This is a genomic window from Roseococcus sp. GW821-FHT12F05 (assembly GCF_058806835.1).
In genome coordinates, this window is record NZ_JBXAQB010000017.1 from 1 (window position 1) to 16,397 (window position 16,397).

General features: G+C 69.7%; 15 protein-coding genes and 1 tRNA gene. 12 read left to right on the plus strand and 4 right to left on the minus strand.

Annotated features, from left to right (window positions below; genetic code table 11):
- Positions 1–72: 72 nt before the first annotated feature.
- The 3 genes from AC1ROY_RS28540 to AC1ROY_RS28550 all read right to left on the minus strand — a co-directional run bounded on the left by AC1ROY_RS28540 (position 73) and on the right by AC1ROY_RS28550 (position 2,449).
- Positions 73–1,047 carry a Bug family tripartite tricarboxylate transporter substrate binding protein gene (locus AC1ROY_RS28540; protein WP_493152324.1) on the minus strand — a complete coding sequence of 325 codons (975 nt, stop codon included), beginning with the start codon at positions 1,045–1,047 and terminating at the stop codon, positions 73–75.
- Between the two features lie 22 nt (positions 1,048–1,069).
- Entirely contained in the window at positions 1,070–1,471 is a 402-nt protein-coding gene (locus AC1ROY_RS28545; RefSeq protein ID WP_493152325.1) for a carboxymuconolactone decarboxylase family protein, read from the minus strand.
- A gap of 69 nt (positions 1,472–1,540) precedes the next feature.
- On the minus strand, positions 1,541–2,449 hold the full coding sequence (locus tag AC1ROY_RS28550) for a GntR family transcriptional regulator (protein WP_493152326.1): 909 nt from the start codon (positions 2,447–2,449) through the stop codon (positions 1,541–1,543).
- 48 nt (positions 2,450–2,497) lie between these two features.
- On the opposite strand from AC1ROY_RS28550, the gene AC1ROY_RS28555 reads away from it, so the two are divergent.
- The 11 genes from AC1ROY_RS28555 (at position 2,498) to AC1ROY_RS28605 (ending at position 15,691) form a co-directional block, all read left to right on the plus strand.
- Entirely contained in the window at positions 2,498–3,637 is a 1,140-nt protein-coding gene (locus tag AC1ROY_RS28555) for a C45 family autoproteolytic acyltransferase/hydrolase (protein ID WP_493152327.1), read from the plus strand.
- Between the two features lie 221 nt (positions 3,638–3,858).
- The gene (locus AC1ROY_RS28560) at positions 3,859–5,487 is read left to right on the plus strand and encodes an ABC transporter substrate-binding protein (RefSeq protein ID WP_493152328.1); all 1,629 of its coding nucleotides are present in this window, start codon (positions 3,859–3,861) and stop codon (positions 5,485–5,487) included.
- A gap of 4 nt (positions 5,488–5,491) precedes the next feature.
- Positions 5,492–6,526: an ABC transporter permease gene (locus tag AC1ROY_RS28565; protein ID WP_493152329.1), complete on the plus strand. Its 1,035-nt coding sequence runs from the start codon at positions 5,492–5,494 to the stop codon at positions 6,524–6,526.
- Positions 6,523–7,368, plus strand: a complete 846-nt coding sequence (locus AC1ROY_RS28570) for an ABC transporter permease (protein WP_493152330.1) — start codon at positions 6,523–6,525, stop codon at positions 7,366–7,368. The genes AC1ROY_RS28565 and AC1ROY_RS28570 overlap by 4 nt, the downstream gene beginning before the upstream one ends.
- Positions 7,365–9,065 (plus strand): dipeptide ABC transporter ATP-binding protein, encoded by a 1,701-nt coding sequence (locus AC1ROY_RS28575; RefSeq protein ID WP_493152331.1) that lies wholly within the window; start codon positions 7,365–7,367, stop codon positions 9,063–9,065. Before AC1ROY_RS28570 ends, AC1ROY_RS28575 begins: the two co-directional genes overlap by 4 nt.
- Positions 9,062–11,080 (plus strand): hydantoinase/oxoprolinase family protein, encoded by a 2,019-nt coding sequence (locus tag AC1ROY_RS28580; protein ID WP_493152332.1) that lies wholly within the window; start codon positions 9,062–9,064, stop codon positions 11,078–11,080. The genes AC1ROY_RS28575 and AC1ROY_RS28580 overlap by 4 nt, the downstream gene beginning before the upstream one ends.
- On the plus strand, positions 11,077–12,657 hold the full coding sequence (locus AC1ROY_RS28585; protein WP_493152333.1) for a hydantoinase B/oxoprolinase family protein: 1,581 nt from the start codon (positions 11,077–11,079) through the stop codon (positions 12,655–12,657). Before AC1ROY_RS28580 ends, AC1ROY_RS28585 begins: the two co-directional genes overlap by 4 nt.
- Positions 12,658–12,890: 233 nt before the next feature.
- Positions 12,891–13,145, plus strand: coding sequence for a hypothetical protein (locus AC1ROY_RS28590; protein ID WP_493152334.1), 255 nt, complete (start codon positions 12,891–12,893; stop codon positions 13,143–13,145).
- A gap of 105 nt (positions 13,146–13,250) precedes the next feature.
- Positions 13,251–14,105 carry a transglutaminase family protein gene (locus AC1ROY_RS28595; RefSeq protein ID WP_493152480.1) on the plus strand — a complete coding sequence of 285 codons (855 nt, stop codon included), beginning with the start codon at positions 13,251–13,253 and terminating at the stop codon, positions 14,103–14,105.
- A gap of 33 nt (positions 14,106–14,138) precedes the next feature.
- Complete coding sequence (locus AC1ROY_RS28600; RefSeq protein ID WP_493152335.1) at positions 14,139–14,948, plus strand: transglutaminase-like domain-containing protein; 810 nt, start codon at positions 14,139–14,141, stop codon at positions 14,946–14,948.
- A gap of 5 nt (positions 14,949–14,953) precedes the next feature.
- The gene (locus AC1ROY_RS28605) at positions 14,954–15,691 is read left to right on the plus strand and encodes an N-formylglutamate amidohydrolase (RefSeq protein WP_493152336.1); all 738 of its coding nucleotides are present in this window, start codon (positions 14,954–14,956) and stop codon (positions 15,689–15,691) included.
- 147 nt (positions 15,692–15,838) lie between these two features.
- On the opposite strand, the gene AC1ROY_RS28610 is transcribed toward AC1ROY_RS28605, so the two are convergent.
- A tRNA-Ala gene (locus tag AC1ROY_RS28610) sits at positions 15,839–15,914 on the minus strand.
- Positions 15,915–16,072: 158 nt separating this feature from the next.
- On the opposite strand from AC1ROY_RS28610, the gene AC1ROY_RS28615 reads away from it, so the two are divergent.
- A complete protein-coding gene (locus tag AC1ROY_RS28615; RefSeq protein WP_493152337.1) occupies positions 16,073–16,384 on the plus strand; it encodes a YggT family protein in 312 nt (103 codons plus the stop codon).
- Positions 16,385–16,397 lie beyond the last annotated feature (13 nt).

Consider the following 16,397-nt stretch of genomic DNA (forward strand, 5'->3'; position numbering starts at 1 on the left):
CGCATACCTTCTTCTCAGCCATCTGCATCGCAGCAGCCGTCATCTTCTGGATCTAATCAATGAGTCCTGAGCCTAGTCCAGCGTCACGCCGATCTGGCGGATCAGGCCCGACCAGTGCTCGAGCTCCTGCCGGGTGAAGGCCGCGAGCTCCTCCGGCGTCATGAAGGTGGCGTAGGTGCCGCTCTCCTCCGCGCGCCGGCGGAATTCCGCGCCGCGCACGATCGTGCCGGTCTCGTCCGCCAGCCGGGTGATGACGGGCGTCGGCGTTCCCGCCGGGGCGTAGAGGCCGAACCAGGCCTCCAGCTCGAAGCCCGGCAGGCCGGCCTCGGCCGTGGTCGGCACCTCCGGCAGCATCGGATGGCGCGTGTGGCTGGCGATCGCCAGCGCGCGGACGGCGCCGGCCTGCATCTGCCCGACGATCGCCGGCGGCGTGGTGATGATGAGGTCGATATTGCCCGCGATCAGGTCGTTCATCGCAGGGCCCGCGCCGCGATAGGGAACGTGGACCAGCGTGGTTCCGGTCATTCGGGCGAACTGCTCCGTCCCGATGTGCTGGATGGAGCCGGCGCCCGAGGTCGCGTAGGTCAGCCCGCCCGGATGCTGGCGGGCATAGGCGATCAGCTCCGCCAGGCTCCGCACGGGCAGCGAGTTGCGCACCACGATCACATGCGGGGCGGTCGTCAGCAGCGCCACCGGATCGAAGCTGCGGAGCGGATCCCAGGGCAGGTTGCGGTACAGCGCCGGATTGGCGACGTGCGAGCCGGAATAGGCCAGCAGCAGCGTGTAGCCGTCGGCCGGCGAGCGGGCGACATAGGTCGCGGCGACATTGCCGTTGCCGCCGACCCGGTTCTCCACCACGACCGGCTGGCCGAGAGACCGACCCAGCGCATCCCCGAGCAGCCGCGCGGTGAAGTCGCCGCCGCCGCCGGGCGCGGCCGGCACGACGATGGTGACGGCACGGGCCGGCCAGCCCGGCGCCTGGGCGCGCGCGGCGCCCGTGGCGAGGAAGGGCGCCAGCGCGATCGCGCGCCTGCCGAAGCCGCTCATCTCCACCTCCCTCAAACGGGCGTCAGCCCTCGTTGATGGTGACGCCGCGGCCCTTCAGCTCGTTCATGATGTCCTCCACATGGTGGAAGGCGGTGTTGGAGACGGGAAAGCCGCAATAGATGCTCTGCTGCAGCAGGATCTCGCGGATGTCCGAGAGCGGCATCCCGCCCTCCAGTGCCGCGCGGAGATGCATGCGGAACTCCTCCCAGCGCCCGAGCGCCACCATGGTGCCCATCACGAGGATGCGGCGGATGCGGTGGTCGAATTGCGGGCGCGTCCAGATCTCGCCCCAGCCGAAGCGCGTGATGAAGTCCTGGAACTCGCGGTTCACGTCGGTGATGCGGGCATTCGCGCGATCCACATGGGCGTCGCCGAGCACCTGGCGGCGCACCTTCATCCCAGCTTCGTAGAGATCGTCGGTCATTCGTTGTCCTCGCCCGGTCCGGTCCTGCGCCGGCTCCTTATACGAAGCATGCGCCTCGCCCGGCGAAGATCAACCCCGCTGCGGCCGCCAGGGCAGCTCCGCCGTGCCCGCGAGATGCCGGTGCATGCGCTCCGCCGCCTCCGCCCGGTCGCCGGCCTCCAGCGCCTCCAGGATGCCGAGATGGTCGGCCGCCGAGACGCGCACGCGCTCCACGCCGCGCTGCCAGTCGTAGTTGGAGAAGCGGCGGAGCTGGTTCTGCTGCTCGATGGCCTGGACGAGGAAGCGGTTGCCCGAGCCCTCGGCGAGGCCGCGGTGGAAGGCGGCGTTGGTCTCGAAGAAGATGACGGGATCCGTGTCCTTCCAGGTCCGGGCGAGGAAGCGCTCGTGCGCCTGGCGCATCCCGGCGATCCAGCCGGAGGGGAGCGCGAAGCCCGGCTCCAGCAGGCCGGCCGGCTCCAGCATCAGACGGAAGCGGTAGGAGGCGGCGCGGTCCGCGGCCGAGGCATAGGCCGGGCCGAAGCGCCAGCCATGCCCGCGGTTGCGGGTGACGGCGCCGACCTCGGCGAGCTGCCGCAGCGCGGCCGCCACGACGGCGCGGCCTGCGCCATAGCGCGATTGCAGCAGGCGTTCCGAGACCTCCTCGGGCAGGGCGCCGGTGCGGCGATCATGCGCCAGCTGCATGACCAGCCGCGCCACGGCGTCGCCATCCTGTGCGGCGGGGGCGGCCAGCCGTTCCGGGTCGAAGCCCGTGTCGCGCAGGCGGACGGCGCGGCCGTCCGTCTCCACCACGCCCAGCGATTCCAGCAGCGCCACCGCGCCCTCCACGGGCGTGCGCGAGACGCCCAGCTCCTTCGCCAGCGCGAGGCGCGAGAGCCTCTCGCCCGGCGCCGCTCCGCGGGCGCGCAGGCCGCGCAGGATGTCGCGCGCGAGGTCGCGGTGCAGCGCGGGCGTCTCGGCGGGAAGGGGATTGGCCGTCATCTGTGCTTTGTGTCAGCATAACGCATCCCTGGACAAGGTCCCATCGACATGGCGCATCCCGCGATCGAGCCCTTCCCCCTCATCGAGCTCTCCGGCGGGCCGGAGGCGCGGGGCCGCCTCTACGGCCGCATGGCCAAGGCGCGGGTGCACAAGACGCTGGCGCATTACGGCTCGCAGCTCGCCGGCCAGGGGCGCGACACCTCCGCCGTCCGCGCCATGGCGCGCGACTTCGTGCCCCGCATCGAGGCCTTCGAGCCGAACTTCGTCGCGGAGATGCGCGGCATCGCCGAGGGCGCGGACGTCGCCTTCGAGGATATCGTGCTGGTGAACTGCCGCACCGAGGTCCTACAGCTCGCCAAGCGCGCCGAGGCGCTGGCGAAGCTGAAGGAGGAGCCCGACGGCTGCACGGGCGCGATCATCCTCCCCGAGGCCAGCGCCGACGGCAGCGTGATCCACGGCCAGAACTGGGACTGGAAGAGCGAGTGCGCCGAGACCAGCGTGGTCCTGCGCATCCGCCGCGAGGACGGGCCGGACATCCTCACCTTCGTCGAGGCCGGCGGCCTGGCCCGCTGCGGCCTGAACGCGGCCGGCGTCGCCATCACCGCGAACTACCTGGAGAGCGACCGCGACTACACGCAGGAGGGCGTGCCCCTCTCGCTGCTGCGGCGCAAGGCGCTGGAGCAGGAGCAGGTCGCGCTGGCCTTCCGCAGTCTCTACTGCACGCCGAAATCCGGCTCGAACAACCTGATGCTGAGCCAGGCCGGCGGCTACGGCGTGGACATCGAATGCGCGCCGGACGAGTCCTTCCTGGTGCAGCCGGAGGGCGGGATCCTCGTCCACTCCAACCACTGGCTGAGCCCGGTGGCGTTGGGCAAGCTGAAGGACACCGGCCTCTTCAGCACGCCGGACAGCGCCTATCGCGACCGCCGCGTGCGCGATGCGCTGATGGCGAAGCGCGGCAAGCTCACCATCGACGACCTGCGCGAGGCCTTCTTCGACGACTGGCAGTCGCCCTGGTCGGTCTGCCGCCCGCCGCGGATGAACCTCGGCGGCAACCTGTCCGCCACCGTCGCCATGATCCTGATGAAGCCTGGCGAGGGGCTGATGGAGGTGGCGCCGCTGCCCGCGCTCAACCGGAGCTTCACGCGCTACACGCTTGCACCCGCGGCGGTGGAGAAGGCGGCCTGATCCGGAGACGGGAGGTCGGGGTCTCCCGCATCGGAGCGTCACGGCCGGTCGATCTGCCTGATTTGAGGGCGTTGGGCGGCTGTTCCGGCCCTGATGCGAATTTTTTGGGCTGGCGCCCCCCGCGCCGCCCGTGCCAGCTTCCGCCCACGCGGCGCGGAGACGCCTGCACCTGCCTGGGAGGACACGCGGACAGACTTCCCCGAACAGGAGGCGTTTCCCGCATGAAGATCCACCGCAGGCAGGGGCTCAAGGGCGCTGCCGGGGCCCTCGCCATCGCCGCGCTCCCCAGCCTTGCCATGACTCGGGCGGCCGCCGCACAGACCCGCGCGGAGACGCTGCGGCAGGTCACGGGCAACAACATCAACACGCTCGACCTGACCATGCCCGGCGCCACCCGCGAGAGCTTCGGCATCGGCATGCACCTCTACGACCGTCTCGTCGCCTTCGGGCGCAAGCCGGTTCCGGGCGGCTTCATCTACGACGCGACCAGCATCCGCGGCGAGCTGGCCGAGAGCTACACGGTCTCGCCGGACGGTACGCGCTTCACCTTCACCATCCGTGATGGGGCGAAGTGGCACGACGGCAGTCCGGTGACGGCGGAGGACGTGAAATGGTCGCTGGACCGCCATGTCACCGCGAACTCCCTGGCCAAGAGCCAGCTCCAGATCAGCTCCTGGACCAACGCCGACCAGTTCCGCGTGCTGAACCCGCGCACGGTCGAGGCTGTCCTGCCCCGGCCCGACCGGCGCGGGCTGATGAACCTCTGCGTGCCCTACGCCATCATGATCAACAGCACCCTGGCGAAGCGCTACGCCACCTCCGAGGACCCCTGGGCGCAGAGCTGGATGAAGGACAACACGGCCGGCGGCGGCGCCTATACGGTCGAGAACTTCCGGACCGGCGAGCAGTTGATTCTGCGCCGGAACGAGAACTGGAAGAACGGCCCCGACGGCAAGCTGCCCTTCTTCCGGCGCATTATCGCCCAGACCGTGCCGGAGGCCGCGACCCGCGCCAACCTGATCGAGCGTGGCGATGCCGACCTCTCCATCGACCTGCTGGCCAGCGATGTCGCCGCAATGCAGGCGCGCGGCCGCGTGAAGGTCTTCTCCACGCCGATCGCCAACGGCTTCACGCATATCGCGATGAACACGCGCATGGCGCCCTTCGACAATCTGAAGGTCCGTCAGGCGATCGCGGCCGCGCTGCCCTATGACGACATGTTCCAGGCTTCCATCTTCGGCCGTGGTGCCAAGCTTTATGGCGGCGACTGGACCGGCACGCCGCCGGACGCGAGTTTCCCGCGCCCGATGCCACTGCACACCAACCTGGACCGCGCCAAGCAGCTGCTGACCGAAGCCGGCTTTCCGAACGGCTTCAGCACGAGCTTCGCCCTCAGCGCAGGAGCGGCCTCGGCCAACGAGCCAGTGGGCGCGCTGCTCAAGGAATCGCTGGCCCGCATCGGCATCCAGGTCGAGATCCAGAAGATGCCGGATGCCCAGTTCAACACCGCGCAGGCGGAGAAGCGGCTCGGCCTCTTCATCGACGGCGCCACGGCCTGGCTGCCCGAGACCGACTACTACATGAAGCTCTACTTCACGCGCGACCAGCGCTGGAATTTCTCCAACTTCAACAATGCCGAGATGAACGCGCTGACCGAGCAGGCGCAGTACGAGCTCGATCCGGCGAAGTACGAGGTGATGTGCAGGCGCATGGTCGCCATCCTCGGCGAGGAGGTGCCGGAGATCTTCCTCTGGCAGCCGAACCACGAGGCGGTCATGGCGCAGAGCCTCAACGGTTACACCTACCAGTACTACCGCCAGATCGACTTCCGTGACCTGACCCGCGGATAGCCGCATGGGACGTATCCTTGGCGGGATCGGCCGGCGCATCGGCATGCGACTGCTCTCCTCCATCCCGGCGCTGCTGGGCGTGGTCGTGCTGACCTTCCTGCTGATGCGGGTGCTGCCGGGCGACCCGGCGGTCTTCTTCGCCTCCGGGCCGAATTCCGGGCAGGAGGAGATCGACAACATCCGCCGGCAGATGGGGCTGGACAAGCCGATCCCGCAGCAGCTGGTGTTCTATCTGCTGGATATCGGGCGGGGCAATCTCGGCCGCTCGATGAACACCGGGCAGCCGGTGCTGACGGACCTGCGGCAGCGGCTGCCGGCCTCGCTGGAGCTGACGCTCTCCGCACTGGTGATCGCGCTGTCGCTGGCGCTGCCGCTCGGCATCGCCGCGGCGCTGCGGCCGGGCTCCCTCATCGACCACGCCGTGCGCTTCGTCTGCACGCTGGGTGTCTGCGTGCCGACCTTCGTGTCGGGCCTGCTGCTGATCTACGTGTTCTACTACCTGTTCGGCCTGGCGCCGGACCCGACCGGGCGCATCGACATCTTCGCCTCCACGCCGCCCGAGATCACGGGATTCCTGCTGATCGACTTCGCTCTGGTCGGCGATTGGGAAGGCTGGTCCGCGGCCTTCAACCAACTCGTCCTGCCGGCCTGCACCATGGCGCTTTTCGTGCTGGCGCCGCTGGCGCGCATGACGCGGGCCTCGATGCTGGCCGTGCTCGGCGGGGACTTCGTGCGGACGGCGCGCTCGCTGGGCCTGTCGCGCAGCCGCGTGATCGTCGTCTACGCGCTGCGCAACGCGCTGCTGCCGGTGCTGACCATCGCAGGGATCGTCTTCTCGACCATGCTGGGCGCGAACGTGCTGGTGGAGAAGGTTTTCTCCTGGCCGGGCGTCGCCTCCTACGCGCTGGATGCGCTGCTCGCCTCGGACTACGCGCCGGTGCAGGGCTTCGTCCTGCTGATGGCCTCGATCTTCGTGATCGTGAACCTCGTCGTGGACATCCTCTACGGCATCGCCGATCCGCGGGTCTCCGTCTCGTGAGCGCGACGCTCCGCCATGCCGGCTGGGTGCTGCGCGGCAATCCCGTCACCGCGCTCGCCGCGACAGGGGCGGCGCTGCTGCTCTTCGTCGCGCTCTTCGCGCCCTGGATCGCGCCCTACGACCCCATCGCCTCGAACGTGCCCTTCGCGCTGCGGCCGCCGAGCGCGGCCCATTGGGCGGGCACGGACCAGCTCGGCCGCGACATCTTCTCCCGCATCCTCATGGCGACGCGGATCGACCTCGCCATCGCCGCCTCGGCCGTCACGCTCTCCTTCGCCGTGGGCGCGGTGATCGGCGCGATCTGCGGCTACACGGGCGGCACGCTGGATCGCGTGGTGGGCCGCATCGTCGACGTGCTGATGGCCTTTCCGCTCTTCGTGCTGGCGATGGCGATGGTCGCGGCCCTGGGCAACCGCGTGGAAAACATCGTCATCGCGACGGCCTTCATCAATCTGCCCTTCTATATCCGCTTCGCCCGCGCCGAGGTGAACGTCCGCCGCAACGCCGGCTGGGTGGAGGCGGCGCGCGCCTGCGGCGACAGCCACCTTTCCGTGATCCTGCGCTTCCTGCTGCCCAACGTGCTGCCGGCCATGGCGGTGCAGATCTCGCTGAATCTCGGCTGGGCGATCCTGAACGCGGCGGGGCTCTCCTTCATCGGCCTGGGCGTCACCGCGCCGACCCCGGAATGGGGGATCATGGTGGCCGAGGGCGCGCGCTTCATCACCGCAGGGCAGTGGTGGCTGGTCGCCTTTCCGGGCCTGGCGCTGATGCTGACGGTGCTGTGCTTCAACCTGCTCGGCGACGGGTTGCGCGATATCCTCGACCCGCGGATGCGGACGTGAGCGCGTCCGATGCCGGGAGCGCGGAATCGCGCGGACGGCTGAAGCAGCCGCCGGGCAAGCTTCTGCTGGACATCGAGGACCTGCGCGTCACCTTCACCACGCGCAACGGGCTGGTGGAGGCTGTCAGGGGCATCTCCCTCTCCCTCGACGAGGGGCGCACGCTCGGCATCGTCGGTGAGAGCGGGTCCGGGAAATCCGTGACCTCCTACGCCGTCACGCACCTGCTGGACCGCGCGGGCCGCATTGCCGGCGGGCGCATCCGCTTCCGCGGACGCGACATCACGAAGGCCAGCCGGCAGGACCTGCAGGCGCTACGCGGCAGCGCGATGTCCATGATCTTCCAGAACCCGCGCGGCGCGCTCAATCCGATCCGCACGGTCGGCCAGCAGATCGCCGATGCGCTGCGCGCCCATACCGACCTCTCGCGCGGCGAGGCGCGGAACCGGGCGCTGGAATCGCTGAAATCCGTGCTGATCCGCGATCCCGAGCGGCGCCTCGATGCCTATCCGCACGAGCTCTCGGGCGGCATGTGCCAGCGCGTGATGATCGCCATGGCCATTGCCTGCGAGCCGGCCTTGCTCATCGCGGACGAGCCCACCACCGGCCTCGACGTCACCACCCAGAAGACGGTGATGGATCTGCTGGCGCAGATCACCGCCGATCGCGGGATGGCGATGATCCTCATCACCCACGACCTCGGCCTGGCCGCGCAATACTGCCTAGATATCGCGGTGATGGAGCAGGGGCTGGTCGTCGAGCAGGGGCCGGCGGCGAGGCTGTTCCGTGAGGCGCAGCACCCCTATACGCGCCGACTGATTGCCGCCTCGCCGACGCGGCATTCCACCGTGGACGATCTCGTCGGCGGAACCATCTCGCGCCCGCCGCCGCGTCCGCGGCCGGAAAAGCCGGCCGGCACGCCCATCCTCCTGGAGGTGCAGGATCTCGCGAAGACCTATGGTCCCACCAAGGCGGTGGACGGCGTCTCCTTCACCCTGGAGGCCGGCGAAAGCCTTGGCCTCGTCGGCGAATCCGGCTCCGGGAAGAGCACCATCTCCCGCCTCATCTGCCGGCTCATCGACAAGACCGCCGGCGAGATCATCTTCGACGGCGAATCCATCGGCGGCATCGCCGCGCGCGACTTTCACCGCGCGTCCCAGCGCCGCGACATCCAGATCGTCTTCCAGGACCCGACCGACAGCCTCAACCCCCGCTTCTCCGCCTTCGACAGCATCGCCCACCCGCTGCGCCGGCTGGCGAAGCTGACCGACGCGGCCCTGCGCGCCCGCGTCACCGAATGCGCCGAGCGCTCCGGCCTGCCGCTTTCGCTGCTGGACCGCTTTCCGCACCAGCTCTCTGGCGGCCAGAAGGCGCGGGTGGGCATCGCGCGGGCCATCGCCACGCGCCCCCGCCTGCTGATCCTGGACGAGCCGACGGCCGCGCTCGACGTCTCCGTCCAGGCCGTCATCCTGAAGCTGCTGGACGATCTGCGGCGGGAAGAGAGGCTGGCCTTCCTCTTCGTCAGCCATGACCTTAACGTTGTCCGGATGATGTGCGAGCGGACCATCGTCCTGCAGCAGGGCCGGGTCGTCGAAGAGGGTCGCAGCGCCGCCCTCTTCGCCGCGCCCGCGGCCGACTACACGCGGGAACTGCTGGCGGCGATCCCGCATTTCGAACCGGAACTGATGGAGCACTCGTGACCGACGGCATTTTGACGGGAGGCATTTGGGAGGTCGGGACCGATATCGGCGGCACCTTCACCGACATCGTCGCGATCCGCCCCGGCAGCGCGGAGACCCGCACGGCCAAGGTGCCATCCCGGCCCTCCGACCCGGTGCGCGCCATGCTGGAGGCCGTCGCCGCGGTGGGGCTGGAGCATCACGAGGTGCGCCGCTTCGTGCACGGCACCACGCGCGTCACCAACGCCATCGTGGAGGGGCGGCTGCCGCGCGTGGCGCTGATCGCCACCGCCGGCTTCGAGGACGTGCTGGAGATCGGCCGCTACCGCCGCCGCGACCTCTACCGGCTGGACGTCGTGCCCAAGGCGCCGCCGCTGGTGCCGCCGGAGCTCTGCTTCGGCCTGCACGAGCGGATGGACCACGAGGGAAGCGTCCTGGAGCCGCTGGACCCGGAGGAACTGGAACGCCTTGCCGCCTGGCTGAAGGAGGCGAATGTCGGCAGCGTCGCGGTCTGCCTGCTGCATGCCTATGCCAATCCCGCGCACGAGCTGCTGGTGCGCGAGCGCATCGCGTCGCTGGTCCCGCATCTCTGCCTCTCGCACGAGGTGAATCCCGAGGCGCGCGAATACGAGCGCTGCTCCTCCACCGTCTTCAACGCGGCGACCATGCCGATCGCCGTGGAATATCTCTCCGAGCTGCAGGAGCGCCTGCCGCTCGGCCCCGGGCTCCAGGTCTTCCACTCGGCGGGCGCCATGGTGCCGGTGCCGGCCGCCAAGCTGCGGCCGCTGGTGATGGCGATGTCGGGCCCGGCGGCGGGCGTCTCGGCCTCGGCGCGCATCGCGCGGGATCTCGGCCTGCCGCGCATCATCACCTTCGACATGGGCGGCACGACCACCGACGTCTGCCTCATCGTCGATGGCGTCGCGGAGATGTCGGATTCGCGGATGATGGGCGACCGACCCCTGCGCCAGCCCATGCTGGCCGTGCATTCCATCGGCGCCGGCGGCGGCTCCATCGTGAAGATGGGGCCGGGCGGGTTGTCCGTCGGCCCCGAAAGCGCGGGCGCCGAGCCAGGGCCGGCCTGCTACGGGCTGGGCGGGACAAAGCCGACCATCACCGATGCGAACGCGCTGCTGGGCTATCTCGATCCCAAGGCGCGGCTCGGCGAGCGCATCGCCCTCGACCTGGATCGGGCCAAGGCGGTGATCGAGCCTATCGCACAGGAGCTGGGCCTTGGCCTCACCCAGACGGCGCTCGGCATCCTGCGCGTCGCCAACGCCACCATGGCGCGCGCCCTGCGTCGCGTGACGGTGGAGCGCGGCATCGACGGGCGCGACTGCACCTTGCTCGCCTTCGGCGGCGGCGGCCCCATGCATGCGGCGGGGATCGCCGAGATGTACGGGATCGAGCAGATCATCGTGCCCGCCGCCTCCAGCGCCTTTTCCGCGCTGGGCTGCCTGACGGCGGATGTCAGCTTTTTGCAGCAGCGCACCGTGCGCCTGCCGATCACGGGCTTCGGCGGTGCCGCCTTCGATGCGCACCTCGAAAACCTCAGGCAGAACGCGATGGAGCCGCTGGTCTCGCACGGCGTGCCGGCCGAGACGATCGGCATGGAATACACCGCCCTGATGCGTTACGCCGCGCAGAACGACGCGCTGCCGGTGCCCTTCGCGCTGCCGATCGATCCCGCTTCGCTCGAGGCGGAGTTCCACGCCCGCCACCATGAGCTCTTCGGCTATTCGACCCGCGAGCCCTGCGTGATTGAATCCCTGCGCGTCCAGGCGCGGCAGCCCTCGGGCATGCGCATCACGCGGCCGTCCGTCAGCGGCACGCCGCGGGCGGAGGGCACGCGGATCTGCAGCTTTGACGATGCGATGGATGTGGAAACGGCGCTGCTCGATCGCGACAAGCTCGCCGGTCCCGTCGCCGGCCCGGCCATCATCCAGGACGCCTGGTCCACGGTGATCGTCCCGCCGGGCTGGTCGGCTCGGCCGGACGAGCTCGGAAACCTCTTCCTGTCGAAGGTGGTGGCATGAACCCGAATCTCGATCCCTTCGTCGTCGAGGTGATCCGCCACGGCCTCTCCGCCGCCGCGGAGGAGATGAGCCTCGTCATGACCCGCTCCGCCCGCTCGCCGCTGCTGCGCGAGGCGGGCGACCTCTCCTCCGCCATCATGGATGCCGAGGGCGGGCTGGTAGGTCAGGGGCGCGACATCCCCGTCCATCTCGGCGCCATGGCCTACACCATCCGCGAGCTGCTGAAGGTCTACCCCGCCGAGCGCTTCCGCGAGGGCGACGCGGTCATCTACAACCTCGGCATCCTCGGCGGGAACCACCTCAACGACGTGAAGGTGGCGCGGCCCATCTATGTGGAGGGCCGTCTCGTCGCCTTCGCGCTGAGCCTCGCGCATTGGCCGGACGTCGGTGGCACCTGGCCCGGCAGCTACTACGCCGTCGCGATGGACACCTACCAGGAGGGGATGCGCATCCCGCCCGTGCTGATCTCCACCAAGGACGGCATCGAGCCCGGCGCGCTGGCGCTGATCCTCCACAACGTGCGCGATCCCGTCTCCTGCGAGGGCGACCTGCTGGCCCAGATCGCCTCGACAGCCGCCGCGGAGCGCCGCGTCCACGATCTCTGCGCGCAGCACGGCACGGAGGTCTTCGTCGCGGCCATGTCCCGCCTGCACGACCTCTCCGAGGCCGAGATGCGCGCCGCCATCGCCGCACTCCCCGACGGCAGTTGGGAGGGCGAGGACTGGGTCGACGGCGGCGACCCCGGCACCGGCCCCGCGCGCATCCATGTCCGCATCACCATCGCCGGCGACGAGGCCACGATCGACCTCTCCGGCAGCTGCGACAAGGTGACGAGCTTCTGCAACACCACGCCCTATATCGCGCGCTCCGCCGTCATCTATGGCGCGCGCGTGCTGAGTGGGCGGGACATGCAGCAGAACGAGGGCGCGCTGCGGCCGCTGACCATCATCACGCGGCCGGGCTCCATCTTCGAGCCGGGCTGGAACGCCGCCGTCGCCGCCGGCAACCACGAGACCTCGGGCCGCATCGTGGACGCGATGTTCAAGGCGATGGAGCACGTGATCCCGCGCAACATCTCCGCCGGCGGCGGCACCACGGCCGGCATGCTCACCTTCTCCGAGCGCATGCCGGATTCGAGCTGGCGCATGCTCTACGAGGTGCATGCCGGCGGCGAAGGCGCGCGCCACGACCGGCCGGGCAGCCCCGCCACGCGCGTGCACCTCACCAACACCGCCAACACGCCGACCGAGATGATCGAGGCGATGTACGCGTTGCGCGTCGAGCGGCAGATGATCCGGCGCGGCTCCGGCGGCGCGGGCGAGCATCGCGGCGGCGACGGGATCGTGCGGTCCTACCGCGTGCTGGCGAAGGAGATGCTGCTGACCACCTGCTGCGAGCGGATGGTCGTGCCGCCCTATGGGATGAAGGGCGGCGCGGAGGGCGCGCCCTTCGCCATCACGCTGCAGCGCGACGGCGCCACCGAGGTGCTGCCGGGCAAGGGCAACCTGCTGCTGCGGCAGGGCGACCTCGTGACGATCGAGACCTGCGGCGGCGGTGGGTTCGGCCTGGCGGCGTAGGACGGAGGGCAGGCGATGGAGCCGCGCACCGCCGAGGTGGTGCGCCGGAGCGGATCGCATGCCATCGGGGTCGCGGGGATCGGCGCATACGTCGCTGGGACTTGAACACGCGACTATAGCGCGCCGTCTACTCGTAAATTTGCAATCAAATCCCCATCTGTCTCATCGAGGCACCGAATTTCCGGCCATTTCGCCGGGATCAACCTAACCGAAGGGTCAATCAAACCCCGAGGGTGACCGCCTTCGATCGGATCAAGATGCCTCCTCACAGCTTTCGCATCGGCCAGACGGTCGCGCTTGTTCCCAGCGAATTTTTCGGGGTCGGACGCGGGCCGTATGCGATATTGCGGCTCCTCGCCAATGACGGGCTCGATCGCGAATACCGCGTGAAGCATCTCGTCGACGGTCACGAGCGCGTCGTCCAGCAGAGCGAGATCTTCGGCGAGTCCCCCGATCAGGCTCTCCCGGCGAGCGACGGATCGTCCTGACCGATCGCCTCGGCCGAACCGGCAAGCGGACGAGCGGGTGATGGGCGGCAGGCCCGCCCCGCGCGGGCGCTGCTTCATGGAGACACGGACATCCCCATCCTCGCCATCCGCCACCTGACCACCTACCGCTACCGGCAGCCGGTCGCCTTCGGCGAGCACCGCATGATGCTGCGTCCCCGCGAGGGCCACGATCAGCGCATCATCGAGGCGCGGCTCGACATCCAGCCGGCGCCGGCGGAGCTCCGCTGGCTGCACGACGTCTTCGGCAACAGCGTCGGCGTCGCGCGCTTCGAGGGACGCGCGCGCGAGCTGCGCGTCAGCAGCACGGTGCGGCTGGACCACACGCCGACCAACGCCCTCGACTATCCGATGGAACGCGACGCGGAGACCTACCCCTTCTCCTACGATGTCGACGACATGGCCGACCTGGCCCGCTCGATCGAGCGGCAGTACCAGGATCAGGACCGCGAGGTGGACCGCTGGGCGCGCCAGTTCCTGCGGCGCGACGGTCCCACCCGCACGCGCGACCTGCTGACCGGCATGACCAACGCGATCCGCGAGCGCTTCACCTATATCGCCCGCTCGGAGCGCGGCGTGCAGCCGCCGGTGCAGACCCTCGCGAAGAACAGCGGCACCTGCCGCGACTTCGCCGTGCTGATGATCGAGGCGGTGCGCTCGCTCGGCATCGCGGCGCGCTTCGTCTCCGGCTACATCTGCGTGCCCGATCGCGGTGGCCGGGTCGGCGGCGGCTCCACCCATGCCTGGCTGCGCGTCTACCTGCCCGGCGCCGGCTGGGTCGAGCTCGATCCCACCAACGGCATCATCGGCAACCGCGACCTGATCCGCGTCGCCGTCACGCGCGACCACCGCCACGCCTTGCCCCTGCACGGAACCTGGACCGGATTCCCCTCCGACAACCTGGGCATGACCGTCGAAGTTAATGTCACGGCTGCCGACTGATCGCGCCGCCCGCCCCTCTTCAAGGAACCCCACATGCGGATCACCGCTGGCTGCCAGATCACCTACGACTGCCCGCAACCCACGCCGATGCTGCTGATGGTCAGCCCGCATCCCTCGCGCGAGCCGGACCTGCTGGGCCCTGCCGAGCTCTTCCTCGATCCCCCCATCCCGTGGCGCGCCTACACGGACGGCTTCGGCAACCGCTGCACGCGGATCGTGGCGCCGGCCGGGCGGCTGACCATCTCGACCCGGCTCACGGTGCAGGATCCCGGCACGACGGACGTCTACGCCCCGGCGGCCTGGCAGCGCCGGGTGGAGGAGCTGCCCGACGAGATGCTGATCTACCTGCTGGGCAGCCGCTACTGCGACACCGACCGGCTCTCCGACACGGCCTGGTCGCTCTTCGGCTCGGGCCCGGCCGGCTGGACGCTCGTTCAGAACATCTGCGACTACGTGCATGAGCGGATCCAGTTCGGCTACGAGCACGCCCGCGCCACGCGCACCGCCTCAGAGGCCTTCGAGGAGCGGCGCGGCGTCTGCCGCGACTATGCGCATCTCGCGGTCACGCTGTGCCGCTGCCTCAACATCCCCGCGCGGTACTGCACGGGCTACCTCGGCGACATCGGCATGCCGCCGCCCTATGGCCCCATGGATTTCGCGGCCTGGTTCGAGGTCTATCTCGACGACCATTGGCACACCTTCGATGCGCGCAACAACACGCCACGCATCGGCCGCATCCTGATGGCGCGCGGGCGCGACGCGACCGACGTCGCGATCGCGACCACCTTCGGCCCCTGCACGCTCTCGGGCTTCAGCGTCTTCACCGACGAGGTCCCGGGCTGACGCCGGTGGGACCCGCGGCCGTCACGGCGGTGAACGAGGACGGTCGCTCGCCGGTCGTCCTCATTTGCGAGCACGCGTCCAATCACATCCCGGCCCGCTACGATGGGCTGGGCCTGGCTCCGGCGGATCTGCTGCGGCACATCGCCTGGGACATCGGCGCGGCGGCGCTGGCGCGACGGCTGTCCACGCTGCTGGACGCGCCGCTCTTCCTCTCGGGTTATTCCCGGCTGCTCATCGACTGCAACCGGCCGCCCGGCTCGCCGACCAGCATCCCGTTGCGAAGCGAGGACACCCTCATCCCCGGCAACCGGGCGCTGGCGCGGGACGAGATCGAGCGGCGCGAGGCCGAGTTCTTCGCGCCCTTCCAGGATCGCATCGCGCGCTTTCTCGATGCGCGCACCGAGGCGGGCCGCCCCAGCACGATCCTGGGCGTGCACAGCTTCACCCCGGTCTTCCTCGGCCAGGCGCGGATCTGGCACGCAGGCGTGCTATACCGGAACTCGACACGGCTGGGGGAGCGGCTTCTCGCCAGCCTGCGTTCCGACCTCGCGCTCACCGTCGGCGACAACGAGCCCTACCGCATCCTGCTGGACGAGGACTACACCGTGCCCGTGCATGGCGATGCGCGCGGCCTCCCCGCCGCCCTGCTCGAGGTCCGGCAGGACCTCCTCGCCACCTCCGATGGCATCGAAGCCTGGGCGCAGCGCATCGCGAAGGCTCTCAGGGAGCCTGGCACGAGGTGATCGCCCGGACGGCGCGGGTTGAGCGGGCATCGCGTCTTCCCGTCCTCCTCCGGATATCCGGCAAAGGGCACGTCGGGGCAGGTGTCGGGAACCAGTATCGAGCCCGCGATCGGGAGCAGCGCATCTCGATCGTCATGGGGTGGCGGGTGGTGGAGCTGAGCGGAATCGAACCGCTGGCCTCGTCATTGCGAACGACGCGCTCTACCAACTGAGCTACAGCCCCGATCACACCACCGGATGCGTTGTGGCGCATCCGAGGCGGCGGGTATTGCTTGATGGGCGCGGGGGTGTCAAGCGCCCCCTCCGTCTCATTCCGGGGTTGCCCAGCCCGCAGGCTTCCGCGACAAGGACGGCTGTCGCAACCCGGAGCGCCGCCCCGCGATGATCCTCGATGCCCTCTTTTTTCTGATCCAGGCTGGTTTGACCCTGTTCTTCTGGGCCATCCTGATCGCGGCGATCCTTTCGCTGCTGACCGGCTTCGGCATCCTGGACACGCGCAACCGGCTGGTCTGGTCGATCTGCGACTTCTTCTACCGGGTGACCGAGCCGGCGATGCGCCCGGTGCGCAACCGGTTGCCGAATCTCGGCGGCATCGACATCTCGCCGCTGATCGTCCTGCTGCTGGTGCAGGCCTGCATGCTGCTGGTGGGCGCCATCCAGGGCTACCTGATCCGCGGCGGCCTGTACTTCTGATCCCATGACCCGG

Bases quoted from the DNA above. Each gene is read 5' to 3' on its own strand.
- AC1ROY_RS28615 (WP_493152337.1), top strand. From the start codon at position 16,073: ATGATCCTCGATGCCCTCTTTTTTCTGATCCAGGCTGGTTTGACCCTG.
- AC1ROY_RS28555 (WP_493152327.1), top strand. From the start codon at position 2,498: ATGGCGCATCCCGCGATCGAGCCCTTCCCCCTCATCGAGCTCTCCGGC.
- AC1ROY_RS28550 (WP_493152326.1), bottom strand. From the start codon at position 2,449: ATGACGGCCAATCCCCTTCCCGCCGAGACGCCCGCGCTGCACCGCGAC.
- AC1ROY_RS28600 (WP_493152335.1), top strand. From the start codon at position 14,139: ATGCGGATCACCGCTGGCTGCCAGATCACCTACGACTGCCCGCAACCC.
- AC1ROY_RS28560 (WP_493152328.1), top strand. From the start codon at position 3,859: ATGAAGATCCACCGCAGGCAGGGGCTCAAGGGCGCTGCCGGGGCCCTC.
- AC1ROY_RS28585 (WP_493152333.1), top strand. From the start codon at position 11,077: ATGAACCCGAATCTCGATCCCTTCGTCGTCGAGGTGATCCGCCACGGC.
- AC1ROY_RS28545 (WP_493152325.1), bottom strand. From the start codon at position 1,471: ATGACCGACGATCTCTACGAAGCTGGGATGAAGGTGCGCCGCCAGGTG.
- AC1ROY_RS28540 (WP_493152324.1), bottom strand. From the start codon at position 1,047: ATGAGCGGCTTCGGCAGGCGCGCGATCGCGCTGGCGCCCTTCCTCGCC.
- AC1ROY_RS28565 (WP_493152329.1), top strand. From the start codon at position 5,492: ATGGGACGTATCCTTGGCGGGATCGGCCGGCGCATCGGCATGCGACTG.